At 68.2% G+C, this 24,461-nt stretch carries 16 protein-coding genes and 1 pseudogene; 6 read left to right on the top strand and 11 right to left on the bottom strand.

Going from position 1 to position 24,461, the window contains the following annotated elements; all coding sequences use genetic code 11:
* Positions 1-154: 154 nt before the first annotated feature.
* A complete protein-coding gene (locus LXM88_RS27410; RefSeq protein ID WP_262545899.1) occupies positions 155-1,228 on the bottom strand; it encodes an alkene reductase in 1,074 nt (357 codons plus the stop codon).
* A gap of 169 nt (positions 1,229-1,397) precedes the next feature.
* On the opposite strand from LXM88_RS27410, the gene LXM88_RS27405 reads away from it, so the two are divergent.
* Complete coding sequence (locus LXM88_RS27405; RefSeq protein WP_262545897.1) at positions 1,398-2,273, top strand: LysR family transcriptional regulator; 876 nt, start codon at positions 1,398-1,400, stop codon at positions 2,271-2,273.
* A 53-nt stretch (positions 2,274-2,326) separates the two neighbouring features.
* Here the strand turns inward: LXM88_RS27405 and LXM88_RS27400 are convergent, their stop codons facing one another.
* From LXM88_RS27400 to osmF, 5 genes are all read right to left on the bottom strand, one after another.
* Positions 2,327-2,995, bottom strand: coding sequence for a lytic transglycosylase domain-containing protein (locus LXM88_RS27400; protein WP_262545895.1), 669 nt, complete (start codon positions 2,993-2,995; stop codon positions 2,327-2,329).
* A 220-nt stretch (positions 2,996-3,215) separates the two neighbouring features.
* A complete protein-coding gene (locus tag LXM88_RS27395) occupies positions 3,216-4,004 on the bottom strand; it encodes an ABC transporter permease (RefSeq protein ID WP_262545893.1) in 789 nt (262 codons plus the stop codon).
* On the bottom strand, positions 4,001-4,948 hold the full coding sequence (locus LXM88_RS27390; protein WP_262545891.1) for an ABC transporter ATP-binding protein: 948 nt from the start codon (positions 4,946-4,948) through the stop codon (positions 4,001-4,003). Before LXM88_RS27390 ends, LXM88_RS27395 begins: the two co-directional genes overlap by 4 nt.
* Entirely contained in the window at positions 4,945-6,123 is a 1,179-nt protein-coding gene (locus LXM88_RS27385) for an ABC transporter permease (RefSeq protein WP_262545889.1), read from the bottom strand. The genes LXM88_RS27390 and LXM88_RS27385 overlap by 4 nt, the downstream gene beginning before the upstream one ends.
* On the bottom strand, positions 6,120-7,043 hold the full coding sequence (gene osmF, locus LXM88_RS27380; RefSeq protein WP_262545887.1) for a glycine betaine ABC transporter substrate-binding protein OsmF: 924 nt from the start codon (positions 7,041-7,043) through the stop codon (positions 6,120-6,122). Before osmF ends, LXM88_RS27385 begins: the two co-directional genes overlap by 4 nt.
* A gap of 166 nt (positions 7,044-7,209) precedes the next feature.
* On the opposite strand from osmF, the gene LXM88_RS27375 reads away from it, so the two are divergent.
* Entirely contained in the window at positions 7,210-8,139 is a 930-nt protein-coding gene (locus tag LXM88_RS27375; protein ID WP_262545885.1) for a 2-hydroxyacid dehydrogenase, read from the top strand.
* A gap of 100 nt (positions 8,140-8,239) precedes the next feature.
* Here the strand turns inward: LXM88_RS27375 and LXM88_RS27370 are convergent, their stop codons facing one another.
* Positions 8,240-10,198 carry a Xaa-Pro dipeptidyl-peptidase gene (locus LXM88_RS27370; protein ID WP_262545883.1) on the bottom strand — a complete coding sequence of 653 codons (1,959 nt, stop codon included), beginning with the start codon at positions 10,196-10,198 and terminating at the stop codon, positions 8,240-8,242.
* Positions 10,199-10,569: 371 nt separating this feature from the next.
* On the opposite strand from LXM88_RS27370, the gene LXM88_RS27365 reads away from it, so the two are divergent.
* Complete coding sequence (locus tag LXM88_RS27365) at positions 10,570-10,860, top strand: hypothetical protein (RefSeq protein WP_262545882.1); 291 nt, start codon at positions 10,570-10,572, stop codon at positions 10,858-10,860.
* Between the two features lie 21 nt (positions 10,861-10,881).
* Here LXM88_RS27365 and LXM88_RS27360 read toward each other — a convergent pair whose 3' ends face one another.
* On the bottom strand, positions 10,882-12,135 hold the full coding sequence (locus tag LXM88_RS27360) for a lipoprotein-releasing ABC transporter permease subunit (protein ID WP_262545881.1): 1,254 nt from the start codon (positions 12,133-12,135) through the stop codon (positions 10,882-10,884).
* Positions 12,136-12,442: 307 nt separating this feature from the next.
* Here LXM88_RS27360 and LXM88_RS27355 point away from each other — a divergent pair, with 307 nt between their 5' ends.
* Both LXM88_RS27355 and pbpC read left to right on the top strand, forming a co-directional pair.
* Complete coding sequence (locus tag LXM88_RS27355) at positions 12,443-18,445, top strand: alpha-2-macroglobulin (RefSeq protein ID WP_262545879.1); 6,003 nt, start codon at positions 12,443-12,445, stop codon at positions 18,443-18,445.
* 54 nt (positions 18,446-18,499) lie between these two features.
* Positions 18,500-20,911, top strand: coding sequence for a penicillin-binding protein 1C (gene pbpC, locus LXM88_RS27350; protein ID WP_262545877.1), 2,412 nt, complete (start codon positions 18,500-18,502; stop codon positions 20,909-20,911).
* 160 nt (positions 20,912-21,071) lie between these two features.
* Here pbpC and LXM88_RS27345 read toward each other — a convergent pair whose 3' ends face one another.
* The 3 genes and pseudogenes from LXM88_RS27345 to LXM88_RS27335 form a co-directional block, all read right to left on the bottom strand.
* Entirely contained in the window at positions 21,072-22,478 is a 1,407-nt protein-coding gene (locus LXM88_RS27345) for a methyl-accepting chemotaxis protein (protein ID WP_262546938.1), read from the bottom strand.
* A gap of 172 nt (positions 22,479-22,650) precedes the next feature.
* A pseudogene (locus LXM88_RS27340) lies at positions 22,651-22,843 on the bottom strand (S53 family peptidase); the annotation flags it as partial.
* Between the two features lie 118 nt (positions 22,844-22,961).
* The gene (locus LXM88_RS27335) at positions 22,962-23,300 is read right to left on the bottom strand and encodes a helix-turn-helix domain-containing protein (RefSeq protein WP_262545875.1); all 339 of its coding nucleotides are present in this window, start codon (positions 23,298-23,300) and stop codon (positions 22,962-22,964) included.
* Between the two features lie 78 nt (positions 23,301-23,378).
* Between LXM88_RS27335 and LXM88_RS27330 the strand changes: the two genes are divergently transcribed.
* Positions 23,379-24,278 (top strand): hypothetical protein, encoded by a 900-nt coding sequence (locus LXM88_RS27330; RefSeq protein WP_262545873.1) that lies wholly within the window; start codon positions 23,379-23,381, stop codon positions 24,276-24,278.
* Positions 24,279-24,461 lie beyond the last annotated feature (183 nt).

Below are 24,461 nucleotides of genomic sequence, written 5' to 3'. Positions count from 1 at the left end.
TGAAATATGAGAACAATCAGCGTGCGGTCGACGCCGAAGGCATTGTTCCTGAAATATCGGAACAATGGGCCGTTCCGCCCTACGTCGTCGCCGTAACGAACTGACGCCGCGACACCCGTTCCGGCGTGTCGCGGCCTCGCGCTGTGCGCTTACGTTACGCCGCAGCCGTACCGTTCAACGCCGGATAATCCACATACCCGCGCGCATCGCCGCCGAAGAACGTGTCGCGCTGCGCGTCGTTCATCGGCGCGCCCGTCTTCAATCGCGTCACGAAATCCGGATTCGCGAGCACCATCTGACCGTACGCTTCGAGATCGGCGACACCCGTTGCGACATCCGTACCGATCGCATCGCGCGCGCGGCCCGGCCGGTTCACGATCAGCGTGCCGTTCCAGCGTGCGCGCAGGTCCGCGAGCAGCGGCTCGTCGCCCTGGTGCATCACGTGCAGGTACGCAAGGCCGAGCCGGTCGAGCTGCGTCGCCAGGTGGCGATACAGGTCCGGCCCTTCCGCGCCTTCGTCGATCCCCCACAACGTGGTGCCGGGCGACAGGCGGATCGCCGTGCGGTCCGCGCCGATCTCGTCGGCGATCGCCTCGGCCACCTCGATCGCGAAGCGCGCGCGATTCTCGATCGAACCGCCGTACACGTCGGTGCGCGTGTTGGCGTTCGGCGCGAAGAACTGCTGGACCAGATACCCATTCGCGCCGTGGATCTCGACGCCGTCGGCGCCGGCCTCGATCGCGCGGCGCGCGGCGAAGCGGAAGTCGTTCACCGTCTCGCGTACCTCGTCCGTCGTCAGCGAGCGCGGCGCGGGAATCTCCTGCATCCCCTTCATCGTGAACATCGGCACGCCCGGCGCGATCGCCGACGGCGCGACGCCCTGGCGATGATGCGGCGTATTGTCGGGGTGCGACATACGCCCCACGTGCATCAACTGGATGAACAGGCGGGCGCCGCGCGCGTGCACGCGGTCGCTGACCGCCTTCCAGCCGGCGACGTGCGCATCGGTGTAGATGCCGGGCGTCGTCAGGTAGCCCTGGCCATCGTCGGACGGCTGCGTGCCTTCGCTGACGATCAGGCCGAGGCCCGCGCGCTGTGCGTAGTATTCGGCGGCCAGTTCGCCGGGCGTGCCGTCGAACGCGGCGCGGCTACGCGTCATCGGTGCCATGACCAGGCGGTTCTGCAGCGTGTAGCGGCCGACACGGGCCGGGGTGAACAGTGCGTCCATGATGCGTGCTCCTTGAGGGTCGGGTAACGGCACCGGGGCGATGCCGTATCGGGCGCCGGCCGCGCACCGTTGCGCCAGCCTTGCCGCCATGGACACATCATCCATTGCTTCCTTTTCGAGATAAATATGGTAGTTTGGATAACATTGATCCATTGATGGAGCGGTGGACGTGGAACTGCTGAACGACATGGCGCTGTTCGTGGAGGTCGTGAAGGCGAAGGGCTTTCGCAGCGCGGCCGACGCGCTGGGCATGCCGAATTCGACGCTGTCGCGGCGGATCGGCGCGCTGGAAAAGGCGATCGGCTTGCGGCTGCTGCATCGCACGACGCGGCGGATCGAACTCACGGAGGCCGGGCAACTGTATTTCGAGCGCTGCAAGCGCATCGTCGACGAGGCGCGTCTCGCGCACGAGCAGCTCGGCGAGCTGCTGGCCGAACCGGCCGGCGTGCTGCGCGCGTCGTTTCCGGTCGATTTCGCGGTGATCTACCTGACGCCGCTGATCGTCGAATTCGCGAACCGTTATCCGAAGCTCACGTTCGATTTCGAACTGACGTCGCGGCGCGTAGACCTCGTGAGCGAGCCGTTCGACGTCGCGATCCGCATCGGCGAATCGGCGGATTCGCAACTCGTCGCGCGGCGGCTCGCCACGTTTCGGAATCAACTGTATGCGTCGCCGCGCTATCTCGAGCGCTCGGGCGAGCCGCTCGAACCGGGCGACCTGACGCGGCATCAGTGCCTGAGCGTGCAGCGCGTCGATGCGTGGACGCTGCATGACGCCGCGCGGGAGGTCGAGGTGCCGGTGGGCGGGCGCTTCGTCGTGAACAGCGTCGGCATGATCCGGCAACTGGCCGTGCAGGATGCGGGGATCATCCAGATGCCGGAGGAGGTCGTGGCCGACGACGTGGCCGCAGGAAGGTTGCGTCGCGTGCTGCCCGGATGGGAGGGCACGCCCGTTCCCGTCTACGCGATGACGGAAACGCGCTTGCTGCCCGCGAAGACGCAGATTTTCATCGAGTTTCTGCGTGCGCATTTTGCGCAGGCATAGCGTCCCGGGGCGGCCGGAAAAATTCGGGAATCGTCGGCGTGCGCGGAGTGCGCTTAGCGCGTGCTGCGGGTCGTGGTCGGCGCCGACGCCGACGTGTCGCTGACCGGCACCATCCGCGCCTTCGTGTCGTTCGCGGCTTTCACTTCGTCGGGTTCGAGCACGAAGCGGAACGAATCGACCCGCTGCATCACCTTCGCCGCATACGCGTTCGAACCGCCATAGCTTTTCAGCCCGGCCTGTACGTTGCCGCCCGCCGCTTTCACATAGCCCGACAGGATCGCGGAGCCGGCTTCGACGTTCGCGTTCGGCTCGGTCAGATCCTTCACGTTGCGCAGCAAGCCGCGGTGCGCGGCCGGCACGACCTGCATCAGCCCGGTCGCGCCGTGCTGGCCGCGCGCCTTTTCCTGGAAGCGCGATTCGATCGAAATAATGGCGTAGACGAGTGCCGGCGGCAGCGAATATTTCGTCGCAGTCACGCTCACGATATCGGCGAGCTTTGCGGCCCGTTCTTTCGCGACACCGAATTTCTTTGTCAGGTAGGACGTGATGCGGCGGTTTGCTTCGTTCGGCTGATCGTTGGCGTCGGCGAGCGGCGCGGATGCGACGGTCGGTGCCGATGCGGCCGCCTCGGGCGCGGACGCAGGCACTGCGAGCGCTTGCTGCGCCGATGCCTGTTGCGCGATGCCGAGCGAAAGCACGATCAGCCAGAGAAACCGTCGCATGGTGGAGTGCGGGGAAATGGGAGGCGCATAGTATATCGGCCAATCGAAGCAAATGTTCGATTGCGGGCTCGAATGAAAGCGCCGTGTAGGCTTGTTTCGGTTCGCAAGAATCGCCGGGGCCGATCGTTGCACGAACATGCATCGGAGTCCGGATGACCGTCAAGAATCGTTAAATCGGGATCACGTTACACGCACATGACAGGGTGCGGCCCTGCGTGCCTTACGCGCGCCGCGCGGCCGCCATCCGCGCAATCGCGCCGATCGCATCGCTGACGAGCACCGCGAGCAGCCCGACGATCACGCCGCCCTGCAGCACGAACGCGGTGTTCGACGTCTGCAGGCCCGCGATGATCACGTCGCCGAGCCCGCGCGCGGCGACCGTCGAGCCGATCGTCGCGGTGCCGAGATTGATCACGACCGCGAGCCGGATCCCGTTGACGATCACCGGGAACGCGAGCGGCAGCTCGACCGACACCAGTTGCTGCCAGCCGCTCATCCCCATCCCGCGCGCAGCGTCGACGACGTCGCGCGGCACGTCTTCGAGCCCCGCGATCGTGCTTTCGAAAATCGGCAGGAGCCCGTACAGCACGAGCGCGATCAGCACGGGTTTCAAGCCGAAACCGACGGCCGGCACCGCAAGCGCGAGCACCGCGACCGGCGGAAAGGTCTGGCCGATATCGACGACGCTGCGCGCGACCGGCAGGAAATCCGCGCCGGCCGGCCGCGTGACGAAGATGCCGGCCGCGACCGCGACGATCGTGCCGATCACGCTCGACAGCGCGACGGTGCCGAGATGCGCGAGCGTGAGGTCGAGCAGGCTCGCGCGATCGTAGATGACGGGCGCGCCGTTGTCCGCGAACGGTGCGAAGAGGCCCTGCAGCCACGCGGGGCGCAACAGCAGCACGAGCAGCAGCGCGAGCGCGGCCGCGCGGGCCACGAACGCGGGAAGGTTGCGGGGAAGGGCCGAACGTGACGGCCGCTCGCCGCGCGCTGCTTCCGGCGTCGTCATGCCGGCTTCCTCGCATGCGCGCGGATCGCATCGAGCGTGATGCGTCGCGTGCGGTGTGCGTCGTTGCCGTTGCCGTCGTCGACGGGCAGCGCATCGACACCGCGCCACAGCAGTTCGGACACCGCATCGCGCAGCGTGCGCGTCGCGGCGATCGGTTCGCCGTCGGCATGACCGGGTTCGGCTACCGCGTCGATCGGCGTCAGCGCGAGCAGGCGCAGCGGCCGGTCGACGCCCGCGACGAGCTGCTCGACGACGCCGGCCGCCGGCTTGCCGAGAATCTCGGCGGGCGGCGCGACCTGCAGCAGTCGTCCGCCGTCCATCACCGCGATCGTGTCGCCGAGCTTCAGCGCTTCCTCGATATCGTGCGTGACGATCACGACGGTGACGCCGAGGCGGCGCTGCAACGCGAACAGGTCGTCCTGCGCCTTGCCGCGAATGATCGGATCGAGCGCGCCGAACGGTTCGTCCATCAGCAGCATCGCGGGCTCGGCCGCGAGCGCGCGCGCGACGCCGACGCGCTGCTGCTGGCCGCCCGACAGTTCGTGCGGCAGCTTGCCGGCGAATTCGGACGGCGCGAGATGGAACAGTTCGAGCAGTTCGTTCACGCGCGCGTCGATGCGCGCGGCCGGCCAGCCGAGCAGGCGCGGCACGGTCGCGATGTTGCGCGCGACGCTCCAGTGCGGAAACAGCCCGTGCCCCTGGATCGCATAGCCGATGCCGCGCCGAAGCTGCTCGGGCGCGACGCTCGCCGTATCGACACCGTCGATGCGGATCGTGCCGCTGCTGGGCGCGATCAGCCGATTGATCATGCGCAGCAGCGTCGACTTGCCGCTGCCCGATGCGCCGACGAGCGCGGTGATCGTGCCGCGCTTGATCGTCAGCGAGACATCGTCGACGGCGATGATGTCACCGAAGCGTTTGCCGACCCGTTCGATCTCGATCATCCTGCACGCCCCTTCGCGAGCGACGTCGCGGCTTCGAACACGACGGCGGCCGCCAGTGCGAGCGCGATCGTCGGGATAGCGCCGAGCAGCACGAGATCGGCGGCCGATTGCCCGATCCCCTGGAAGATGAAGGTGCCGAACCCGCCGCCGCCGATCAATGCGGCGACCGCGGTCAGGCCGATGTTCTGCACGAGCACGATGCGCACGCCGCTCAGGATCACCGGCAGCGCGAGCGCGAGGTCGACGCGCAGCAGCCGCTGCGCGCGTGTCATGCCCATCGCGCGCGCCGCTTCGGTCACGTGCGGCGGCACTTGTCCGAGCCCGACCACGACGCTCGATGCGATCGGTAGCAGCGAATACAGGAACAGCGCGAGCACGGCAGGCGCGACGCCGATCCCGCGGATGCCGAGCGCGGCCGCGAGCGGCACGTGCGCGGCGAGCAGGCCGAGCGGCGCCATCATCAGCCCGTACATCGCGATGCTCGGGATCGTCTGCACGATATTGAGCACGGGCATCGCGACGGTACGCACCGCCGCGACGCGCGCGCACGCGATGCCGAGCGGCACGCCCGCGACGAGCGCGGCGGCGACCGAGCCGCCCGCGAGCGACACGTGACGGAGCGCTTCGCGCCAGAAATCGTCGCTGCGCACCGCGTATTCGCGCATTACGGAGAGGCCGTCCCACCAGCCGCTCGCGAGCGGCACCGAGATCGCTGCAATCGCGACGACGAGTGCGACGAGGCGCCGCCATGGGCCGAACGCGAGCCGAGCGAGCGCGTCGGCGACGAGCACGGCCCACGCGAACAGCAGCAGCCAGACACCGGCGGCGGGCGACACGCGTGCGAGCACGTCGTCGGGCGCGACGACGTGCGTCGCGGCTGCACCGACCGCATACGCGAGTGTCGCGAGCCACGTGCAGCCGGCCGCGAGCCGCCACGCGGGGCGGCTCGCCGTCATCGCCCACAGTGCGCCGACGATCCACAGCGCGGCGAGCGCCGCGCCCTGCACGGCGGGGAGCGCGGCGAACACCGACAGATCGGCGCCGGCGGCGATCCGGTTCGGCCGCAACACGGCGAACGGCAGGCCGAGCACGGCGACGATCGTCAGTACCCCGATCAGGATGCCGACCTTGTCGGGTGTCACGCGCCGCGCGGACGCCGCCGCGCGACCCGTCATTTAACGAAGCCCTTCGCTTTCAGGTAGCTTTTCGCGACGCCGGCCGCCGGCTCGCCGTTGATCTGGATGCGCGCGTTCAGCGACTGCAGCGTCTTCAGGTCGAGGCTCGCGAACACGGGCTTCAGGTAGTCGGCGATCTGCGGATGCGCTTTCAGCACGGCTTCGCGGATCACGGGTGTCGGCGCATAGACGGGCTGCACGTGCTTGTCGTCGTCGAGCACCGCGAGGCCGCTCGACGCGATGCCGCCGTCGGTGCCGTATACCATCGCCGCATTCGCGCCGTCGGTCTGGTTCGCGGCGGCCTTGATCGTCGCGGCCGTATCGCCGCCCGACAGCACGACGAGCTGCTCGGGTTTCAGCTTGAAGCCGTACGCCTTCTCGAACGACGGCAGCGCGGACGCGCTGTTCACGAATTCGGCCGACGCGACGAGCTTCACCTTGCCGCCACCCGTGACCCACTTGCCGAAATCGGAGAAGGTCTTCAGGTGCTGCGACTGAGCGACGGGCGCGAGCACGGCGACGCCCCATGTGTTGTTCGCGGGCGCCGGGGCGAGCCACACGAGATGGTTCGCCGCGTAGTCGAGCTTTTTCGCGGTGTCGTAGCCCTGGCTCGCGTTTTTCCACACCGGATCGTCGGCCTTGTTGAAGAAGAACGCGGCATTGCCTGTGTATTCGGGGTAGATGTCGATCTCGCCGCTCGTGAGCGCCTTGCGCACGATCGGCGTCGTGCCGAGCGCGATCTTTTCGGTAACCGGAATGCCGTGGGCCTTCAGCACCTGCGCGATCAGGTTGCCGAGCAGGTTGCCTTCGGTGTCGATCTTCGACGACACCACGACGGGCGTGTCGGCGTGCGCGCCGGGCGCGACGAGCGCGGCGGCGAATGCGAGGCCCAGGATCCGGGCGGGCAGGGCGAGCTTCATCGGGGCCAATCTCCAGGACGGGGGCGTACGCCGAAAGTTACTTGACTGAGCCGGCTTTGGCAAACCGCGTGCGGCGGCGTGCCCACAGCCCGTGTGGGGATAACCCGCATCCGTCATGCGGGCTTGTTACACTGAAATCCGTTCCCGCCTGCGGACACTTCCTGCCTTGAAGCCCGAGCTGCTGGTCCTCATCGCATTGCGCGGCGACGCGCATCGCGAGATCGCCGCGTCGTTCGACGTGCGCTATGCCCCGACTCCCGAAGAACGCGAACGCGCGATCGCCGAATCCGGCGGCACGATTCGCGCGGTGCTGACCAACGGCAGCACGGGCCTCGCCGCCGCCGACATCGACCGGCTGCCGCAACTCACGTTCGTCAGCGCGCTCGGCGCCGGCTACGAGCATATCGACGTCGCGCATGCGAAGGCGCGCGGCGTCACGGTCGTGACGGGCGCCGGCACCAACGACGATTGCGTCGCCGATCACGCGTTCGCGCTGCTGCTCGCGGCGGTGCGCGGCGTCGTGCGGCTCGATGCGAAAACCCGCGCGGGCGTGTGGCGCGAAGGGCTGCCGATGCCGCCGAACGTGTCGGGCAAGAAGCTCGGCATCGTCGGGCTCGGCAAGATCGGCGAGAAGTGCGCACGCCGCGCGGCCGGCTTCGACATCGAGACCGGTTATCACAACCGTTCCGCGAAGGACGTTCCCTACCGCTATTTCGACCGGCTCGACGCGCTCGCGCAGTGGGCCGATTTCCTGATCGTCGCGACGCCGGGCGGAGCGGGCACGCGGCACCTGATCGACCGCGCGGTGCTCGACGCGCTCGGCCCCGGCGGCTTTCTCGTCAACGTGTCGCGCGGCAGCGTCGTCGATACCGCTGCTTTGGCGGATGCGCTGCGCGAAGGGCGCATCGCGGGCGCGGGGCTCGATGTGTATGAAGGGGAACCCGAGCCGCCACGCGCGCTGACGGATCTCGACAACGTCGTGCTGACACCGCATATGGGCGGCTGGTCGCCGGAGGCGCTCGATCGTTCGGTGCAGCAGTTTCTCGACAACGCCGCGCGGCATTTCGCGGGGCAGCCGGTACTGACGCCCGTTTGAGTCACGGTTGAAGCAGGTTTTTCGGAGATAAAACAGTGCGGACGGCGATCGACGTCGAGAAGACGTCGGTCGCCGTCCGCTTTGCGTTACGCGAGCCGGCTCAGGACGAAGCCGAAACCAGCGGCACCGTTACCGCCGTGCCGGCCGGATCGAGCGTCAGACCGGTGCCCGGCGTCGGCCGCAGCGTCGCCTCGTTGTCGCTCGACAGGACGACGAGCCCCAGCCGGTGGCCGGCTTCGAGCTTGTAGTCGCGCGGCATGAACGTCAGCTTCAGGTCGTACGGCATCCCGGGCAGCACGGGTTCCGACAGCCAGTCGGACAGCCGGTTGCGCGGGTCGGTCCACGCACGCGTGACGATCGTGGCCGTGCCGTCCGGTGCGCGATCGACCAGCAGCGCCGTCACGTTCGCCACACCGGTGAAGGTCAGCCTGACACGTGCCGTTGCGGTGCCGGACAGTCGCGTCGCGGCCGTGAACGGCGCGGTCTCGAAGCGGCTGCGGTTCTCGCCGGTCGGCGCATTCGCCAGCGTGAGCGCGGTAATGCGCGCATCGTCGGTGAAGCGTGCGAGCGGGCCGCCGGTCGGCATCCGCAGCAGCGTGCCGGTACCCGCGCCGTCGCCGCCCGCGAAATACGAAACCGGCGTCGCATGGCGCGCGGCCCAGTCGGCTTCCTTCAGCAGCGTGCCGTCCGCCTGCGCGATCACCGCGCGCGGATCGCGTTCGACGCCGTTGTCGAAGCCGATCAGGTAGCGCGTGAACCACCGGTTCACCTCCGCGGTCCATGCGTCGGCCATCGCCGGCACGCGCGATGGATCGGTGTGCTTCAGGCGATGCAGCCACAGCTGCGTCGGCACGCCCTGGCGCCGCATCGCGAGATACCACGACGTCGACTGGTCGACGCGCACGTTGTCGTCGGTCAGCCCCTGCGCGACGAGCGCCGGCGCGACCGCGAACGCGGTCGGGATGTCGCGCGCGGCCCAGAACGGCGAATAGTCGCCGGTCGTGCGGTTTTCCTTCTGCAACGCTTCGTCGATCAGGTGCGTGCAGCGCTCCGGATGCGCGTTCGTCAGCAGCGCCTTGATGTACACGTCGACGTCTTCGCCCTGATAGCCTTCCGGCGCGCGCACGAGCCCGCCCGAGCGGTAATAGCCGTACATGTTCGTCAACCCGGCGACCGGCACGATCGCATCGAGCCCGCGCGTGCGCAGGCTCGCGACCATCTTCGGCAGCGTGCCGTCGTACGACACGCCGTACATGCCGACGTGGCCCGTCGACCAGTTCGCGACGACCGTCTTGCCGCTCGCGTCCTTCGCGGTTGCGTCGCGGCCGAGCCAGCGGATCACCGACGCCATCGCGACCGATTCGTCGCGCGTCAGGATCGTCGGGCAGCCGTCCGAGCCGGCGGTGCCGAGCGAATCCGCATAGACGATCGTGAAGCCGCGCGGCACGAAGTAGCTTTCGATCCACGAGCGCCCGGCGGCGGCCGCTTCGACCTGCTGCAGCATCCGTGTCTGCGGTGCGGCGGCCATGATGCGCGCGGACGTCGACGCGGCTGCTGATGCGTTCGCGGCCGGATGCGGCGTGCCGTCGAGCTCGACGTCGACATTGTGGTTCGGGCTGTCGGCGAGCCCTGCGTAGTACGGGCTCGCAAGCACGATGACGGGCGTGCGTGCGCCGTTCGCGGTTTCGGACGGGCGCACGATGCGCACGTGAATGCGGTCGCGCGTGCCGTCGCCGTCGGAATCGACCGGCGTGTCGACCCACGCGTTCTCCTCGATCGTGCCGCCCGACAGCGACGGCTGCACCTGGCCGTTCGCGATCACGGGGCGGTAGCGGCCGCCGCTGGCCGGGTTGGCGTACGGGACGCCGGACGGCGAAACGCGTGACGCCAGCGACTGCGTATCGGCCGCCGATGCGGCGGCCCCCTCCTGTTGGCCCTGAGCGAGCGCAGATGCTCCCGCCACGCTGCCGCCGTCGTCGCCGCCGCAGGCGGCGAGCGTCGTGGCGGCAACGAGCGCGGGAAGCCACGCGCGCCGCAATCCGGTTCGATGAATGTTCATTTCGACCTCGTTCTTGTTCGTGATTGTCGTGAACCGGCCGGCTCGCGATATGCCCCCTGCTGCCTGGCCGGGTGCTGCGTCGGATGAAGCGGAACTGCACCTGCGAAAGCGCCGGGCGCGATGCCCGGATGTCACGGCCGGTGTCGGCGCGCGTCATGCGGCACGCAACCCGGCGAGTGTCGGGGGACTGCAGTGCCCCGACAGGAAAGCGTCAGCGTGGCGGCCGGTTCGGGCCGCGCGGTCGAAGTAACGGCGCCAGCACGATACAAATGCAGGACTACGAATCAAATGCAGGCATGCCCGACCTTCCTTCAGGTTTCAGTTGAAACGGAACGGCACGATGCGATGAGGCGGGGGTGTTGCGAACGACGATGCTGCAACGGCAGGAAAGCGCGACACATGTCGGCATGGCTGGCCGGATTTCTTTCCGGAAGCTTGCGCAAACTTATCTCAGTGAAATCTTGGTGTCAAACTTTTTTAGTTTGTATCAAACAAAGTTTCGATGTGCGCGCGGCATGCGGGCGGCAATCCTTGCGACATCGGTCTCAACTTCGCTGGAGTCGATCCGTAGCAATCAAAACAGTCTGAAAGGAGAGAGGGCCACGACGATTTCGGTCACGCCCGGCGACGGCACCAGCGTCGGTTTCCACGACATCGCGTAACGCCCGCGCCGGACAGCGCGCCTATTCGTCGCGCAACGCGTCGGCGGGCCGGACCCGTGCGGCACGCCAGCTCGGATACAGCGTCGCGACGCACGACATCAGGAACGCGGCCGCGGCGATCCCGATCACGTCGGGCGCCACGAGCTTCGACGGCAGCGAACTGAGGAAATACACGGACGGCGTCAGGAAGCGGATGCCGAGCAACTGCTCGATCGCCGGCAGCACCCACGGGATGCTGATCGCGATCGCGCAGCCGAGCGCGACGCCCGCCAGCGTGCCGGCGAGGCCGATCGTCATCCCCTGGATCGCGAAGATCTTCGTGATCGACCCGGGCGGCGCGCCGAGCGTGCGCAGGATCGCGATGTCGCCCTGCTTCTGCGTGACCGTCATCACCAGCGACGACACGAGATTGAACGCGGCGACCGCGACGATCAGCATCAGGATCAGCGACAGCATGCGCTTCTGCAGCCGCTCGGCTTCGAACCACGTGCGGTTCTGCCGCGTCCAGTCGCGGATATAGAGATCGCCCGACAGCGTGCGCGACAGCGCCAGCGCGATGTCCGGCGCGCGCTGCAGATCGTCGAGCCGCAGCCGGATGCCGGTCGGCGCGGGCACGTTGAACAGTGTCTGCGCGTCGCGGATGTGGATGTACGCGAGCGCGCTGTCGTACTGGTAGTGACCCGACTCGAACGTGCCGACCACGTTGAACTGCCGGAACCGCGGCAGCGCTTCGCCGATGCGCGACGTATTGCCGGGCGCGAAGAACGTGATGCGGTCGCCGATCTTCACGTGCAACGCGTCGGCCAGCGCGGCGCCGAGCACGATGCCCATCTCGCCCGGCACGAGCGCATCGAGGCGCCCGGTCTTCAGCTTGCGCGCGATCTCGGACACGCGCGGCTCGAGCACCGGATCGATGCCGCGCAGCGCGACGCCCGTCACGCTGCCCGCGTTCGTCAGCAGCGCCTGCGCGTCGACATAGGGCGCGACGGCGCGCACGGCCGGGTTCTGCAGCGATTCGTGCGCGGTGAGCCGCCAGTCGGGCAGCGCGCCGGACGGCGAGAAGATTTCCACATGCGCGAGCACCGACAGCATCCGGTCGCGCACCTCGGTGCGAAAGCCGTTCATCACCGACAGCACGACGATCAGCGCGGCGACGCCGAGCGCGATGCCGGCCATCGCGGCGCCGGCAATGAACGACACGAAGCCGTCGCCGGCCGAGCGCCGGCCGCCGCGCGCATAGCGCAGCCCGATCTGCCATTCGAACGGGAGTTTCAAGCGATTTCCTTTCAATTCGATACGAACCACGTCGAGCCGCGCATTCTAGCGAACGCGGCGCGACCGCGTGCAGAGATTGCGACGCGGGCGGAATACCACCCGACCGGCCGGTCGTCGGCCTGCGTTGCGCGCCCGCACACCGATATTTCCATCGTTTCGGCTGTGACCCATAATGTCGGCCAGCATCCGGTCGAACAAAACATTCCAAGCATTTACGGCGCAACCAGGGCCGCGCCGTCACAGACCAATAAATCTCGGGGTACGTTGCCGCAGCCGGCAGCACGTCCTTGAACAAGGAAATAACAAAATGGATTTGCTGCGCTTCCTGCTGCTCCTGCCGATTCGCGCGGCGGGCTTCGTCTGGCGCCTGCTCGGCCGCGTGCTGCGGCCGCTGGTCGGCGACGTGTCGTGGACGGCGCCCGCGTGGGCGGGCATCACTGTCGCGGCCGTGCGCCGCCGCCCGTGGCATGCCGGCGGCATCGTGCTGCTCGCGGCCGCGCTCGGCTACGGCGGGTATTGGTTCAAGCATCGCCCGAAACCGCCCGAGCCTGAAACCGTCGGCCTTACCGTGAAGGCGCCTGCGATCACGACCTACGAGGCCGACGACAGCGACAAGCCGAAGATCGCCGTGCATCCGCTCGAAGTGGCGTTCTCCCGATCGGCTGCGCCGATCGAACTGGTCGGCAAGCCGGCCGGGCAGGGCATCGAGATGACGCCCGCGCTGAAGGGCGCGTGGGAATGGGCCGACGACAAGACGCTGCGCTTCACGCCGGCGGCCGACTGGCCGGTCGGTGCACACGTCGAGGTGCGCTTCGCGGTGCATCAGGTGTTCGCGCCGCAGGTCGTAATGCACGACGACCATTTCGCGTTCGACCTGCCGGCCTTCACCGCGACGTCGGGCGACAACCAGTTCTACCAGAACCCCGACAATCCGGCGGAGAAGCAGGCGCTGCTGCAGTTGCGCTTCAACTATCCGGTCGATCCGGCCGAGTTCGAGAAGCGCATCGGCCTCGTGCTGGTCGGCCGCGACGGCAAGACCGTGTCGCCGCTGCGGTACACGGTCAACTACGACAAGATGAAGACGAGCGCGTGGGTCTACTCGCAGCCGCTCGAGATTCCGCGCGATCCGCTGTCGGTGCGGCTCGACGTCGACAAAGGCGTGAAGAGTACGCGCGGCGGCGAAGGTACGCCGGCGGCGCTGCACGCGTCGGTCGGCGTGCCGGGGCTCTACAGCCTGACAATCGACAACGTTGCGCCGACGCTCGTCGACAACGAGCGCTACGAGCCCGAGCAGGTGCTCGTCGCGGAAACGTCCGACGGCGTGCGCAGCGCCGATCTCGCCGCGCGTGCGAAGGCGTGGGTGCTGCCGAAGCGCAAGCCGGGCGTCGATCAGTCGGACGACGATCCGCCGTACGAATGGAACGTGGCCGACATCAGCGACGCGGTGCTGAAGCAGTCGAAGCCGCTGCCGCTCGCAGCGGTGCCGACCGAGAACGATTTCGCGACGCTGCAAAGCTTCAAGTATCACGCGACGCCGGGCGACCGCATCGTCGTGCGTTTCGAAGGCGACCTGAAATCGGCGGGCGGCTATCTGCTCGGCGCGCCGGTGACGACCGCGTTCACGGTGCCCGACTATCCGAAGCTGCTGCGCTTCATGGCCGACGGTTCGCTGCTGTCGATGAGCGGCAGCAAGCGGCTGTCGGTCGTGTCGCGCAACCTGCCGGGGATGAAGGTCGAGATCGGCCGGGTGGTGCCCGACCAGCTCCAGCATCTGGTGAGCTTCAACAACGGCACGTATGCGCGGCCTGAGCTGTCGTATTCGTTCAGCGAGGATCACATCGTCGAGCGCTTCGTGCAGACGCGTGCGTTCCCGGCCGGCGAACCCGGCAAGGCGCATTACGAAGGCATCGATCTCGGCCAGTACCTGAAGGGCGGCAAGCGCGGCGTGTTCCTGCTGCACCTGTCGAAGTACGACCCGGCGGCCGAGAAGAAGAAGGCCGACGATGCGAAGGACAGCGATGCTTCGTCGGGCGACGGCAACCAGGATCAATCCGACAACGCCGATTCCGGCGACAGCAACGGCAACGGCGACGACAGCGACAAAGCGCTCGGCGACACGCGCCTGATCGTCGTGACCGATCTCGGGATGCTGGTGAAGCGCGCGCTGGACGGCAGCCAGGACGTGTTCATCCAGTCGATCCGCAACGGCCGCCCGGTTGCGGGCGCAACCGTGTCGGTGCTCGCGGTGAACGGCCAGGCGCTGTTCACGCAGACCACGAGTGCCGACGGCGTCGTGCATTTCCCCGCGTTCAAGGGGCTCGACCGCGAGAAGCGTCCGCAGTTGTATGTCGTGAAGAAGGACAGCGACCTGTCGTTCCTGCCGGTTGCAGGCCGCGACCGCCAGTTGGACTTCTCGCGCTTCGACGTCGACGGCGAACGCAACGCGACAGGCCAGGGGCAACTGTCCGCGTACCTGTTTTCGGATCGCGGCCTGTACCGGCCCGGCGACCCGTTCCATATCGGCCTGATCGTGCGCGCGGCGAGCTGGGCGCGCAGCCCGGCCGGCGTGCCGCTGCAGGCGGAGATCGTCGACCCGCGCGGGATTACCGTCGAGCGCAAGCCGGTGACCGTCGACGCGACGGGCTTCACGGAACTCGGCTATACGACGGCCGACACGTCGCCGACCGGCACGTGGACGGTCAACCTGTACATCGTCAAGGACGGCCAGCCGGGCGCCGAGCCGATCGGCAGCACGACGGTGCAGGTGAAGGAGTTCCTGCCCGACCGGATGAAGGTCGACGCGAAGCTGTCGCAGCAGGTCGTCGAAGGGTGGGTGAAACCGAAGGGGCTGAAGGGCGTCGTCGATGCGCAGAACCTGTTCGGCACGCCGGCCGAGAAGCGCCGCGTCGCGGCGACGCTGACGCTGCGCCCGGTATGGCCGTCGTTCCGCAGCTGGCAGGGTTATCACTTCTTCGATGCACGCCGCGCGAAGGAAGGTTATACGACGACGCTGCAGGACGGCACGACCGACGACAAGGGCCACGCCGAGTTCGACCTCGATCTCGACAAGTACGCGGATGCAACCTACCAGCTCTACTTCCAGGCGAAGGCGTATGAAGCGGAAGGCGGGCGCAACGTCGCCGCGAACGCGCAGACGCTCGTGTCGAACAACGACTGGCTCGTCGGCTACAAGTCGGTCGACGATCTCGGTTACGTGAAGCGCGGCAGCCCGCGCACGGTGCGGCTCGTCGCGATCGACCCGGGTGCGAAGGCGATCGACGTGAAGGACCTGCGCGCGCAGCTCGTCGAGGAACGCTACGTGTCGGTGCTGACCAAGCAGGATTCCGGCGCGTACAAATACGATTCGCGACTGAAGGAAGTGCCGGTCGACGAGAAGCCGCTGACGATTCCGGCGGCCGGGCTCGACTTCACGCTGCGCACCGACAAGCCGGGCAGCTATGCGCTCGTGATCCGCGGCGCGGACGGCACCGCGGTGAACCGGATCGAGTATTCGGTCACGGGCGACGCGAACGTCACGCGCTCGCTCGACCGCAATGCCGAGCTGCAGGTGAGCCTCGCGAAGCACGACTACAAGCCGGGCGAGCAGGTGGAGATCGCGATCCGCGCGCCTTACGCGGGCAGCGGCCTGATCACGATCGAGCGCGACAAGGTGTATGCGCACGCATGGTTTCATGCGGATACGACGAGCTCGATCCAGCGCATCACGGTGCCGGCCGGCTTCGAAGGCAACGGCTACATCAACGTGCAGTACATCCGCGATCCGTCGTCGGACGAGATCTTCATGAGCCCGCTGAGCTACGGCGTCGTGCCGTTCTCGGTGAACCTCGACGCGCGCCGCAACGCGCTCACCGTCGATACACCGGCGCTTGTGAAGCCGGGCGACACCGCTACCTTCACCGTGCATTCGGCGAAGCCCGCGAAGGTCGTCGTGTTCGCGGTCGACGAGGGCATCCTGCAGGTCGCGCGCTACAAGCTCGGCGATCCGCTGAAGTTCTTCTTCCGCAAGCGGATGCTCGAAGTCGGCACGTCGCAGATCCTCGACCTGATTCTGCCGGACTTCGAGAAGCTGATGGCGATGGCCGCGCCCGGCGGCGACGCCGACGATGCGATCGGCCGCCAGTTGAATCCGTTCAAGCGCAAGCGCGACAAGCCGGTCGTCTACTGGTCGGGGATCGTCGACGTGAACGGCGACACGCGCCTGAGCTACACGGTGCCTGACTATTTCAACGGGAAGCTGCGCGTGATGGCCGTGTCGGTGTCTCCGGACCTGGTCGGCACGTTCGAAGGCGCAACGACGGTGCGCGGCGATTTCGTGCTGTCGCCGAATGTGCCGACGACGCTCGCACCGGGCGACGAGGCCGACGTGAGCGTCGGTGTCGCGAACAACCTGACGGGTGTCGGCAACCAGCCGGTGCCGGTCGCGGTCACGCTGAAGACGGGCCCGCAGTTGCAGGTGATCGGGCCGGCGACGCAGAACGTCGCGCTCGCGCCGCAGCACGAGGGTGTCGCGCTGTTCCGCGTGAAGGCGACCGACACGCTCGGCTCGGGCATGCTGTCGTTCGGTGCGCGCTACGGCGCGAAGGGCGCGCAGCAGCGCGTCGACGTGTCGGTGCGGCCGGCCGCCGCGTTCCGCACGCAGCTCGACCTCGCGCGGCTCGATCCGGGCAAGAAGGCGAGCGTGCCGAACCTGCGGCCGATGTACGACGCGTATGCGTCGCGCGACGCGAGCATCTCGACCGCGCCGCTCGTGTTGTCGGAGGGGCTGTCGTCGTATCTCGTCAACTTCGACCACTACTGCAGCGAGCAGATGGTGAGCTCGGTCGTGCCGCGCGTGTTCGCGTCGAAGTGGCTGTCGGTGCGCGCGCTGACGAGCGCGATGCATGCGCCGGAAGCCGGCGCCGATGCGGCGAATGCGAGCGCAATCGCGCAGTTCCTCGGCGTGCTGCGCAGCCGGCAGAATGCGCAGGGCGGCTTCGGCCTGTGGAGCGCGACGCCGGATGCCGATCCGTTCGTGTCCGCTTATGCGATGCACGTGCTGCTCGACGCGCGCGAGCGCGGCACGGCCGTGCCGAAGGACATGCTCGACGCGGGCAACGCGTATCTGCAGAAGCTCGCGGCGAACGATTCGCTCGGCTCGCTCGACCTGCTGCGGCAGCGCGCATACGCGGTCTACCTGCTGACGCGCCAGGGTAACGTGACGACCAACAGCCTCGCGGCGGTGCAGAAGCGCCTGCAGGATGCTTATCCGAACGACTGGAAGAACGATCTCGCGGCCGCGTGGCTGGCCGCGTCGTATCAACTGCTGAAGCAGGACAAGGAGGCCGCCGCGCTGATCGCGGGCCCGCAGGCGCTGCTCGAACGCAAGCGTGCGTCCGACGGCGGTTATGCGACCGGCTACTACATCGATCCGCTGACGCGCGACGCGAGCGTGCTGTATCTGCTCGCGAAGCACTTCCCCGAGCGCGTGCGCAAGCTGTCGCCGCGGGCGATGGACAACATCGCCGCGCCGCTGGTCGACAACCGCTACAACACGCTGTCGTCGGCGATGACGATCCTCGCGCTCGATGCGTATGCGGCGTCGAACGCGGGCCAGCTCGACCAGCTCGCGATCAACGAAGTGCGCGCGAGTGCCGCGCCGAAGGACGTGTCGGCGATCCAGGCGAACCTCGTGCGCTCGGGCACGTGGGCGGCCGGCGCGTCGCGCGTCGACTTCGTGAACGGCAGCGCATTGCCCGCGTGGTGGGTCGCGAGCCAGTCGGGCTACGACCGCGGCACGTCGACGAAGGCGATCAAGAACGGGCTCGAGATCGTGCGCGACTACACCGACACGAACGGCAAGCCGCTCGACAAGATCACGCTCGGCGAGGAGATCGACGTGCACCTGAAGATCCGCGCGACGGGCTCGGCGAACGTCGGCAACGTCGCGATCGTCGACCTGCTGCCGGGCGGCTTCGATCCGGTAATTGCGCCGCCGCCCGCGACCGACGCGCAGGACGGCGACGGCAATGGCGACGGCGGCGCGTCGGCGCCAGCGGCCGATGCGCCGTGGCGCTCGCCGATCGGCGTGACGGGTTCGACGTGGCAGCCGCAGTTCGCGGACGTGCGCGAGGATCGTGTGGTGATCTACGGCACTGCCACGACGGACGTGCGCGAGTTCGTCTACCGGATCAAGGCGAGCAACGCGGGCCGCTTCGTCGCGCCGCCCGCGTACGGCGAGTCGATGTACGACCGCCGCGTGCAGGCGCAGGCGCCGGGCGGCACGACGCTGACGGTGGAGCGCGTGCGATGACGGTGCGGCTGTACCGGCCTTGCAAGCCGCGCCGGGAGCGAGGGGCGCCCGCGCGTGGCTGACGAATCGATGCTCCGGCGCGTGCTGCACGGCGCCGGCCGCTGGCTGCATCGCTGGCAGAACTGGATCGCCGGCGCGCTGCTCGTGTTCGGCGCGCTGGCCGCGTGCCGGCTGTGGCCGCATCCGCCGTTGCGCGACTGGAAGCCGTCGTCGGTCGCGGTGGTCGACGCGCACGGCCGGCTGCTGCGCCTGACGCTCGCGAAGGACGACCGCTACCGGCTGTGGGTGCCGCTCGACCGGATGTCGCCGCAACTCGTCGAAGCCGTGATGCTGCACGAGGACCGCTGGTTCTGGTGGCATCCGGGCTTCAACCCGTACGGGCTCGCGCGCGGCGCGTGGATCACGTACGTGCGCGGCGGCAATCCGCAGGGCGGCTCGACGCTGACGATGCAGCTTGCGCGCTCGCTGTGGCGGCTGAACACGCGCACGCCGGCCGGCAAGCTCGAGCAGGTCGCGCGCGCGGTGCAGCTCGAACTCTTCTACTCGAAGCGGCAGATCCTCGAAGCCTATCTGAACGATGCGCCGTATGGCCGCAACGTCGAAGGGGCGGGCACCGCGAGCGTCGTCTATTTCGACCGGATGCCCGACGCGCTGACGCTGCCCGAGGCGCTCGCACTCGCGGTGATTCCGCAGGACCCGGCGCGGCGTGTGCGCGGCGGGCAGGACGCGATCAACCGCGCACTGGCCGCGTCGCGCAACCGGCTGTACGCGCGCTGGCTGACGAAGCACCCGCGCGATGCGTCGCTCAAGCCGCTGTTCGCGTTGCCGCTCGCGATGCGGCCGCTGTCGGCGCTGCCGTTCGACGCACCGCACGCGGTCGACCAGGCGCTCGCCGCGCGCAGCGCATGGCGCACGACATCGGGCGATGCCGATGACACGAGCGATGCCGGCGCGCGGTTGGTGACGACGCTCGATCTCGATCTGCAGCGCACGCTCGAACGGCAGATCGCGCGTTACGTCGCACGCAACGACACACGCGGCGTGCGCAACGCGGCTGCGTTGCTCGTCGATACGCGCGACATGGGCGTGAAGGCGCTCGTCGGCTCCGCGAACTTCTTCGATCGCACGATCGACGGGCAGGTGAACGGCACGCTCGCGCGGCGCTCGCCGGGCTCGACGCTCAAGCCGTTCATCTATGCGCTCGGCTTCGACCAGGGCGTGCTGCATCCGCAGACCGTGCTGCGCGACGTGCCGACCGCGTTCGGCCCGTATGCGCCGGAGAATTTCGACGGCCATTTCCTCGGGCCGATCACCGCGACCGACGCGCTGAACCGCAGCCGCAACGTGCCGGCCGTGTGGGTCGCGTCGCAGCTCAAGTCGCCCGATCTTTATCAATTCCTGCAGGAGGCCGGCGTGCGCCGGCTCGCGAGCGCGCAGCACTACGGGCTCGCGCTCGTGCTCGGCGGCGGCGAAGTGACGATGCAGGACCTCGCGGCGCTCTACGCGATGCTCGCGAATCGCGGCGAGTTCCGGCCGCTGCGGCTGCGCGCGGACGAACCGGCCGCGCCCGGCCGGCGCCTGCTGAGCGCGGAGGCGAGCTACATGACGATGGACATGCTGCGCCAGCACCTGCGGCCCGACGAGACGAGCGGCGCGCAGCCGTCGAGCGTGCCCGTCTACTGGAAGACCGGCACGTCATGGTCGTTCCGCGATGCGTGGACGGCCGGCGTGTTCGGCCCGTATGTGCTGGTCGTGTGGGTCGGCAACTTCGACAATTCGACCAACACGGCATTCGTCGGCGTCGATGCGGCCGCGCCGCTGTTCTTCCAGGTCGTCGACGCGCTGAACGCCGAACGCCCGCTCGTCGAGCCGCCGCGCACGGTGCCGCCGCACTTGAAACGCGTGCGAATTTGCCTCGCGAGCGGCGAGTTGCCGAACGAGTGGTGCCCGCAGCAGGGCTGGACCTGGTTCATTCCCGGCACGTCGCCGATTCGCGTGAGCACGGTGCACCGGCCCGTCGTGATCGACGATGCGACCGGGAAGGCCGCATGCCCGCCGTATGACGGCAAGCACACGCATACGGAGATCTTCGAGTTCTGGCCGTCGGACCTGCAGCAGGTGTTCGCGCAGGCCGGCATTCCGCGCCGGCGGCCACCGCAGAACGCGGACTGCCGCGATGCGGGGCAGGTCGACGGCGATCCGCCGCGCATCACGTCGCCGTTGCGCGGCAGTACGTATGCGATGCGCGTGAAGAGCGCCGACGCTACGCGCATCGCGTTCAACGCGACGGCCGACGCGAGCGCACATGCGTTGTACTGGTTCGTCAACGATGCGTATGTCGGCCGCAGTGCGCCGGGCGACGCGCTGTTCTGGCAGCCGAGTACCGCCGGCAGCTATGCGGTGCGCGTGGTCGACGATCATGGCCGCAGCGATCAGCGGCCGTTGGCGGTGGGGCTGGAGCAGTAGGGGGCGCGCGACGATATCGATCGCGGCGATCTCGACCGGGTGGCAGACGGACGCGGCGAAGCGGCAGCATGCCGGAGCGTGCGGTCACATGTGCGATCTGTCCGGGCCGGCGTTTCGTGCGCCGCTGCGGGCGCCGCGCGGATGACCCGCTAGCGCCGGTTCATGCGCTGTAGCCGATCCGCAGCACACCCCATTGCCGTCCGCCGACCACGATGGGCGCCGAAACGTCCTTCATCAGCGCGAAGTTGCCGTTGCCCATGTCGCGCCGATAGGTCTGCAGCAGGAACGGCTTGGTATGCGACACGGAGGTGCGCGCCGTCCGGTCCGTATAGATCCGGCGATTCCGGCAGTGCGCCGCGTTCCACGCGGCGTCTGCGCGCTGGGGCAGCGAGAACTTCCGGTTGTGGGTCGGCAGGTAGCACTGTCTGTCGAAACTGGCGCAATAGACGATGCGCTCGTCGATTTCGAGCACCGGCTCCTGGACGGCCGGCAGCACGCGATCGGTGAAGGCCGTGAAGCGCGTCATGAACTGCTGCGGATCGGTGCCGGGAATCGGCACGTAGTTCGCGTCGAACAGCGCGTCGAGCGCGATATCGCCGCGCGCGACCGCATCGTCGAAGAGCTTGCTGATCGCCGCGGCCGTGTTACGCGCGGTTTCGATAAAGCGTGTGTCGGGCGACTCGATGCCGGTCGCGGCCGTGAGTTCGATGAGCGTCTCGGAGACGGAGAGCAGGTTGCCGAGCCGGTCCTTGGCCTGCGAGAAGTTGTCGCTGGAATCCTCGACGCCGGATGCCATTTCGCCAACCTGTTCCTCGAGGTGGTGGCACTGCGTCTCGATTTCGTCCGTCAGCGATGCGATCTGTTCGGCCTCGCCGGCGAGTTCGGTGATCGCGTGCCCCGTCGTGTGCACGACCTCGCCGATCGTGCGCGTGCCTTCGCGTACGCGAAGGGCGCGCGCGGCGTTGTCGGTTCCCTCCGCGATCAGGTGTTCGGTCTGCTCGGCCAGGCGCGCGAGGGTCGTCTCGATCTGCGCCGTCGCCTGCCCGGTCTTCGCGGACAGGTTCTTGACCTCGGCCGCGACGACCGCGAAGCTGCGGCCCGACTCGCCGGCGCGCGCGGCCTCGATCGCGGCGTTCAGCGCGAGCAGGTGGGTCTGGCGGGCGATGACGGAGATCTCCTCGGACACGGCGCGCACGTGATCGAGCGCGTCGCGCAACGCGCCCATCTGGCTGCCGATCGACGTGACGCCCTCGACGAGGCCGTGGATGTCGGCGAGCGATGCCTCGATCGTCTGTTGCGACTTCTGGACCGCATTCGACGCATTGGCGCTGACGGCGCGCACCTGCTGCGCGACCTCGGCGATCCGGTGATTGCCGCGCAGCGTGACGGCGGCTGATTCACGCAGCGTGTGGCAGACCTCTGCCTGCCTCGCGACGCGGGCGGCGACTTCCTCGACATGACCCGAGACGTCGCAGATCTCGATGCCGAGCTTGCCGGCCTGCTCGGCGATGTCGCCGACGAGCGCGCGCGATGAACGGCGGCCGCGGCCGATTCCGAAGAGGTTCACGTTGCTGGGTCTCCTAGAGGGCGCGCATTCCCTGTTTTTGACAGATTCTGGGTGTGCGTACCTGACTTGACGGCAGCGTGGCCGCCGACTTGAGGGCGGGTAAACGTCAGGATCGGAAATCCGCACGGTCGGGCCAGCGTCGTGCGTTTCCCGTGTTCGCGGTGGCCGTCTTCCGGCGCGGTTTCGTACGTGCTCACGCCGCCGCCCGTCGCTCGGATCCGCACGGCGTTGTCGACCGGGTTGCCGTTGCTGTCGAGATCCGCATACGCGACACCTTCGTTCCATACGGTTTCGCCGGCCCACATCGTGGTGCCGGTGGTCGAGAGCGTCGTGCCGCCGACCGCGACGACATACGGTGAGTTGGCGCTGCCGTGCGGAAGGCATCAACTTGCGCGGAACCTTCCTTCTTTTCTTTCTTTGCCGCGTTCCCGATTCCTGTCGTGGCAGCGCGCAGGTAACGCGATGCGCGTCACTTCCAGACCATCACCCGTCGTCGGCCTTCGCCTGCAGATCCTTCAACCCCTGAATCACGACCAGCAGCGCGCGCCCGTGCTCGTCGGAGCCGTCCCACGCATCGACGATCGCGTCGCGCAGCAGTTCGTTATAGCGGCGGCGTGACGGCCCTGCATCGACGCCATAGAAACTGCATAGCTTATTGAATGGCGCGCTGCGGCGCAGCCGATGCCCGTTCGACAGCCGCAGTCGCGACACGGTGGGCTGGCTGACCCCGGAAAGCCGCGCGATTTCGCTGGACGAGCGTGTATCTGCCATCAGGCGGCGCAACAGGTCTTGAACGGGAAAATCTTGGTCCGGGGCTTCCATGCGATGCATTATACCTATACAGTTACGGCTGTTGAATGGGCTTCCTGTCACCAGCGAGGCTGTATCCCGAGAAAGTTGATGACGCTGAAACACCTCCCACCCACGTTCTGCTGGACCAAGATCGGTACCGAGTCCGGCGAGGAACTGCCGACCGTCGTGCTCCGCAAGGAATGGGAGCGCCGGCTCGGGGGCGGGCGTTTTCTGTGGGGCATCAACCAGCCGCTCGGCAGCAGCGCGCAAGTCGCCGCGCATCGCACGGGCTCGCTGCTCGCGCTGTTTTCGCCGGTCGCATCGCGCCCGCGCGCGGGCGAGCGCAAGGACGCGCTGCTGTGGAACGCGTGGGTCGACGCAAGCGGCCAGGTGCGGCCGCTTCCGCCGCACACGTTCATCGCGAGCCGCTCGACGCTGCCGTCGGGCCGGCGTCGCGAGCAGCACTACGCGCTCGTGTGCGCGTCGTCCACCGCGCTGACGGTCGGTACGCAGTTGCGTGTGTTTCCCGATCACCTGCGCAGCGTGAGCACGGGCAAGCCGCTCGGCGCTGCACAGGGTGCGGCCGTGGTCGATTGCATCGGGCGTGCGAAGGAGCAGACGGGCAAGAGCTATCCGCTCGCGCTGTCGGTCGAGCTTGAAGCACCGTATTTCGTGCGGCTAGCGCAGCCGTGCGTGCTGAAGGCGCGCGATCTCGCGGAAGTGAACAAGGCGACGCGCGCGGGTGATTTCGATCGCTTCGTCGAGCTGGTTGCGCGCTTGCGCGGCCGTTCGCCGACGGATGCCGTGCGCGGCGTCACGCGCGATCTGTTCGACGTGCCGCCGCTCGAAACCGCGGCTGCGTATGTCGCGCCCACGCATGCGGCGCGGCTGCGCAGCCGGCCGGCGGCCGAGCATCCGCGCGATCGCACGGGCGATCTGTTCGACCTGTCGCCGGGCGAGGCCACTGCGTTCGGCGGCCTTGCACACCCGCGCATCGGGCGCGCGTGACGGCACGCGCGGAGAAGGTCGCGCAAGAATTTGTTGCAATCTCGCCATAGCGGATCGGCGAGTGCGGAGGGACAATCGGCACGAAGCGCGCGGCGCGGCGGCCGATGCGTCGACCACCGATGCGCCGTGGTTCACGCCGCCGACATGCGCACCACGCACACTGGGCGTCGGCATGCTTCACAC

The sequence above is a fragment of the Burkholderia sp. S-53 genome, assembly GCF_025560745.1.
GTDB classification, from domain to species: Bacteria; Pseudomonadota; Gammaproteobacteria; order Burkholderiales; family Burkholderiaceae; genus Burkholderia; species Burkholderia pyrrocinia.
Note: the sequence above shows the minus strand (reverse complement) of the source record. Positions and strands in the feature narration are given on the sequence as shown.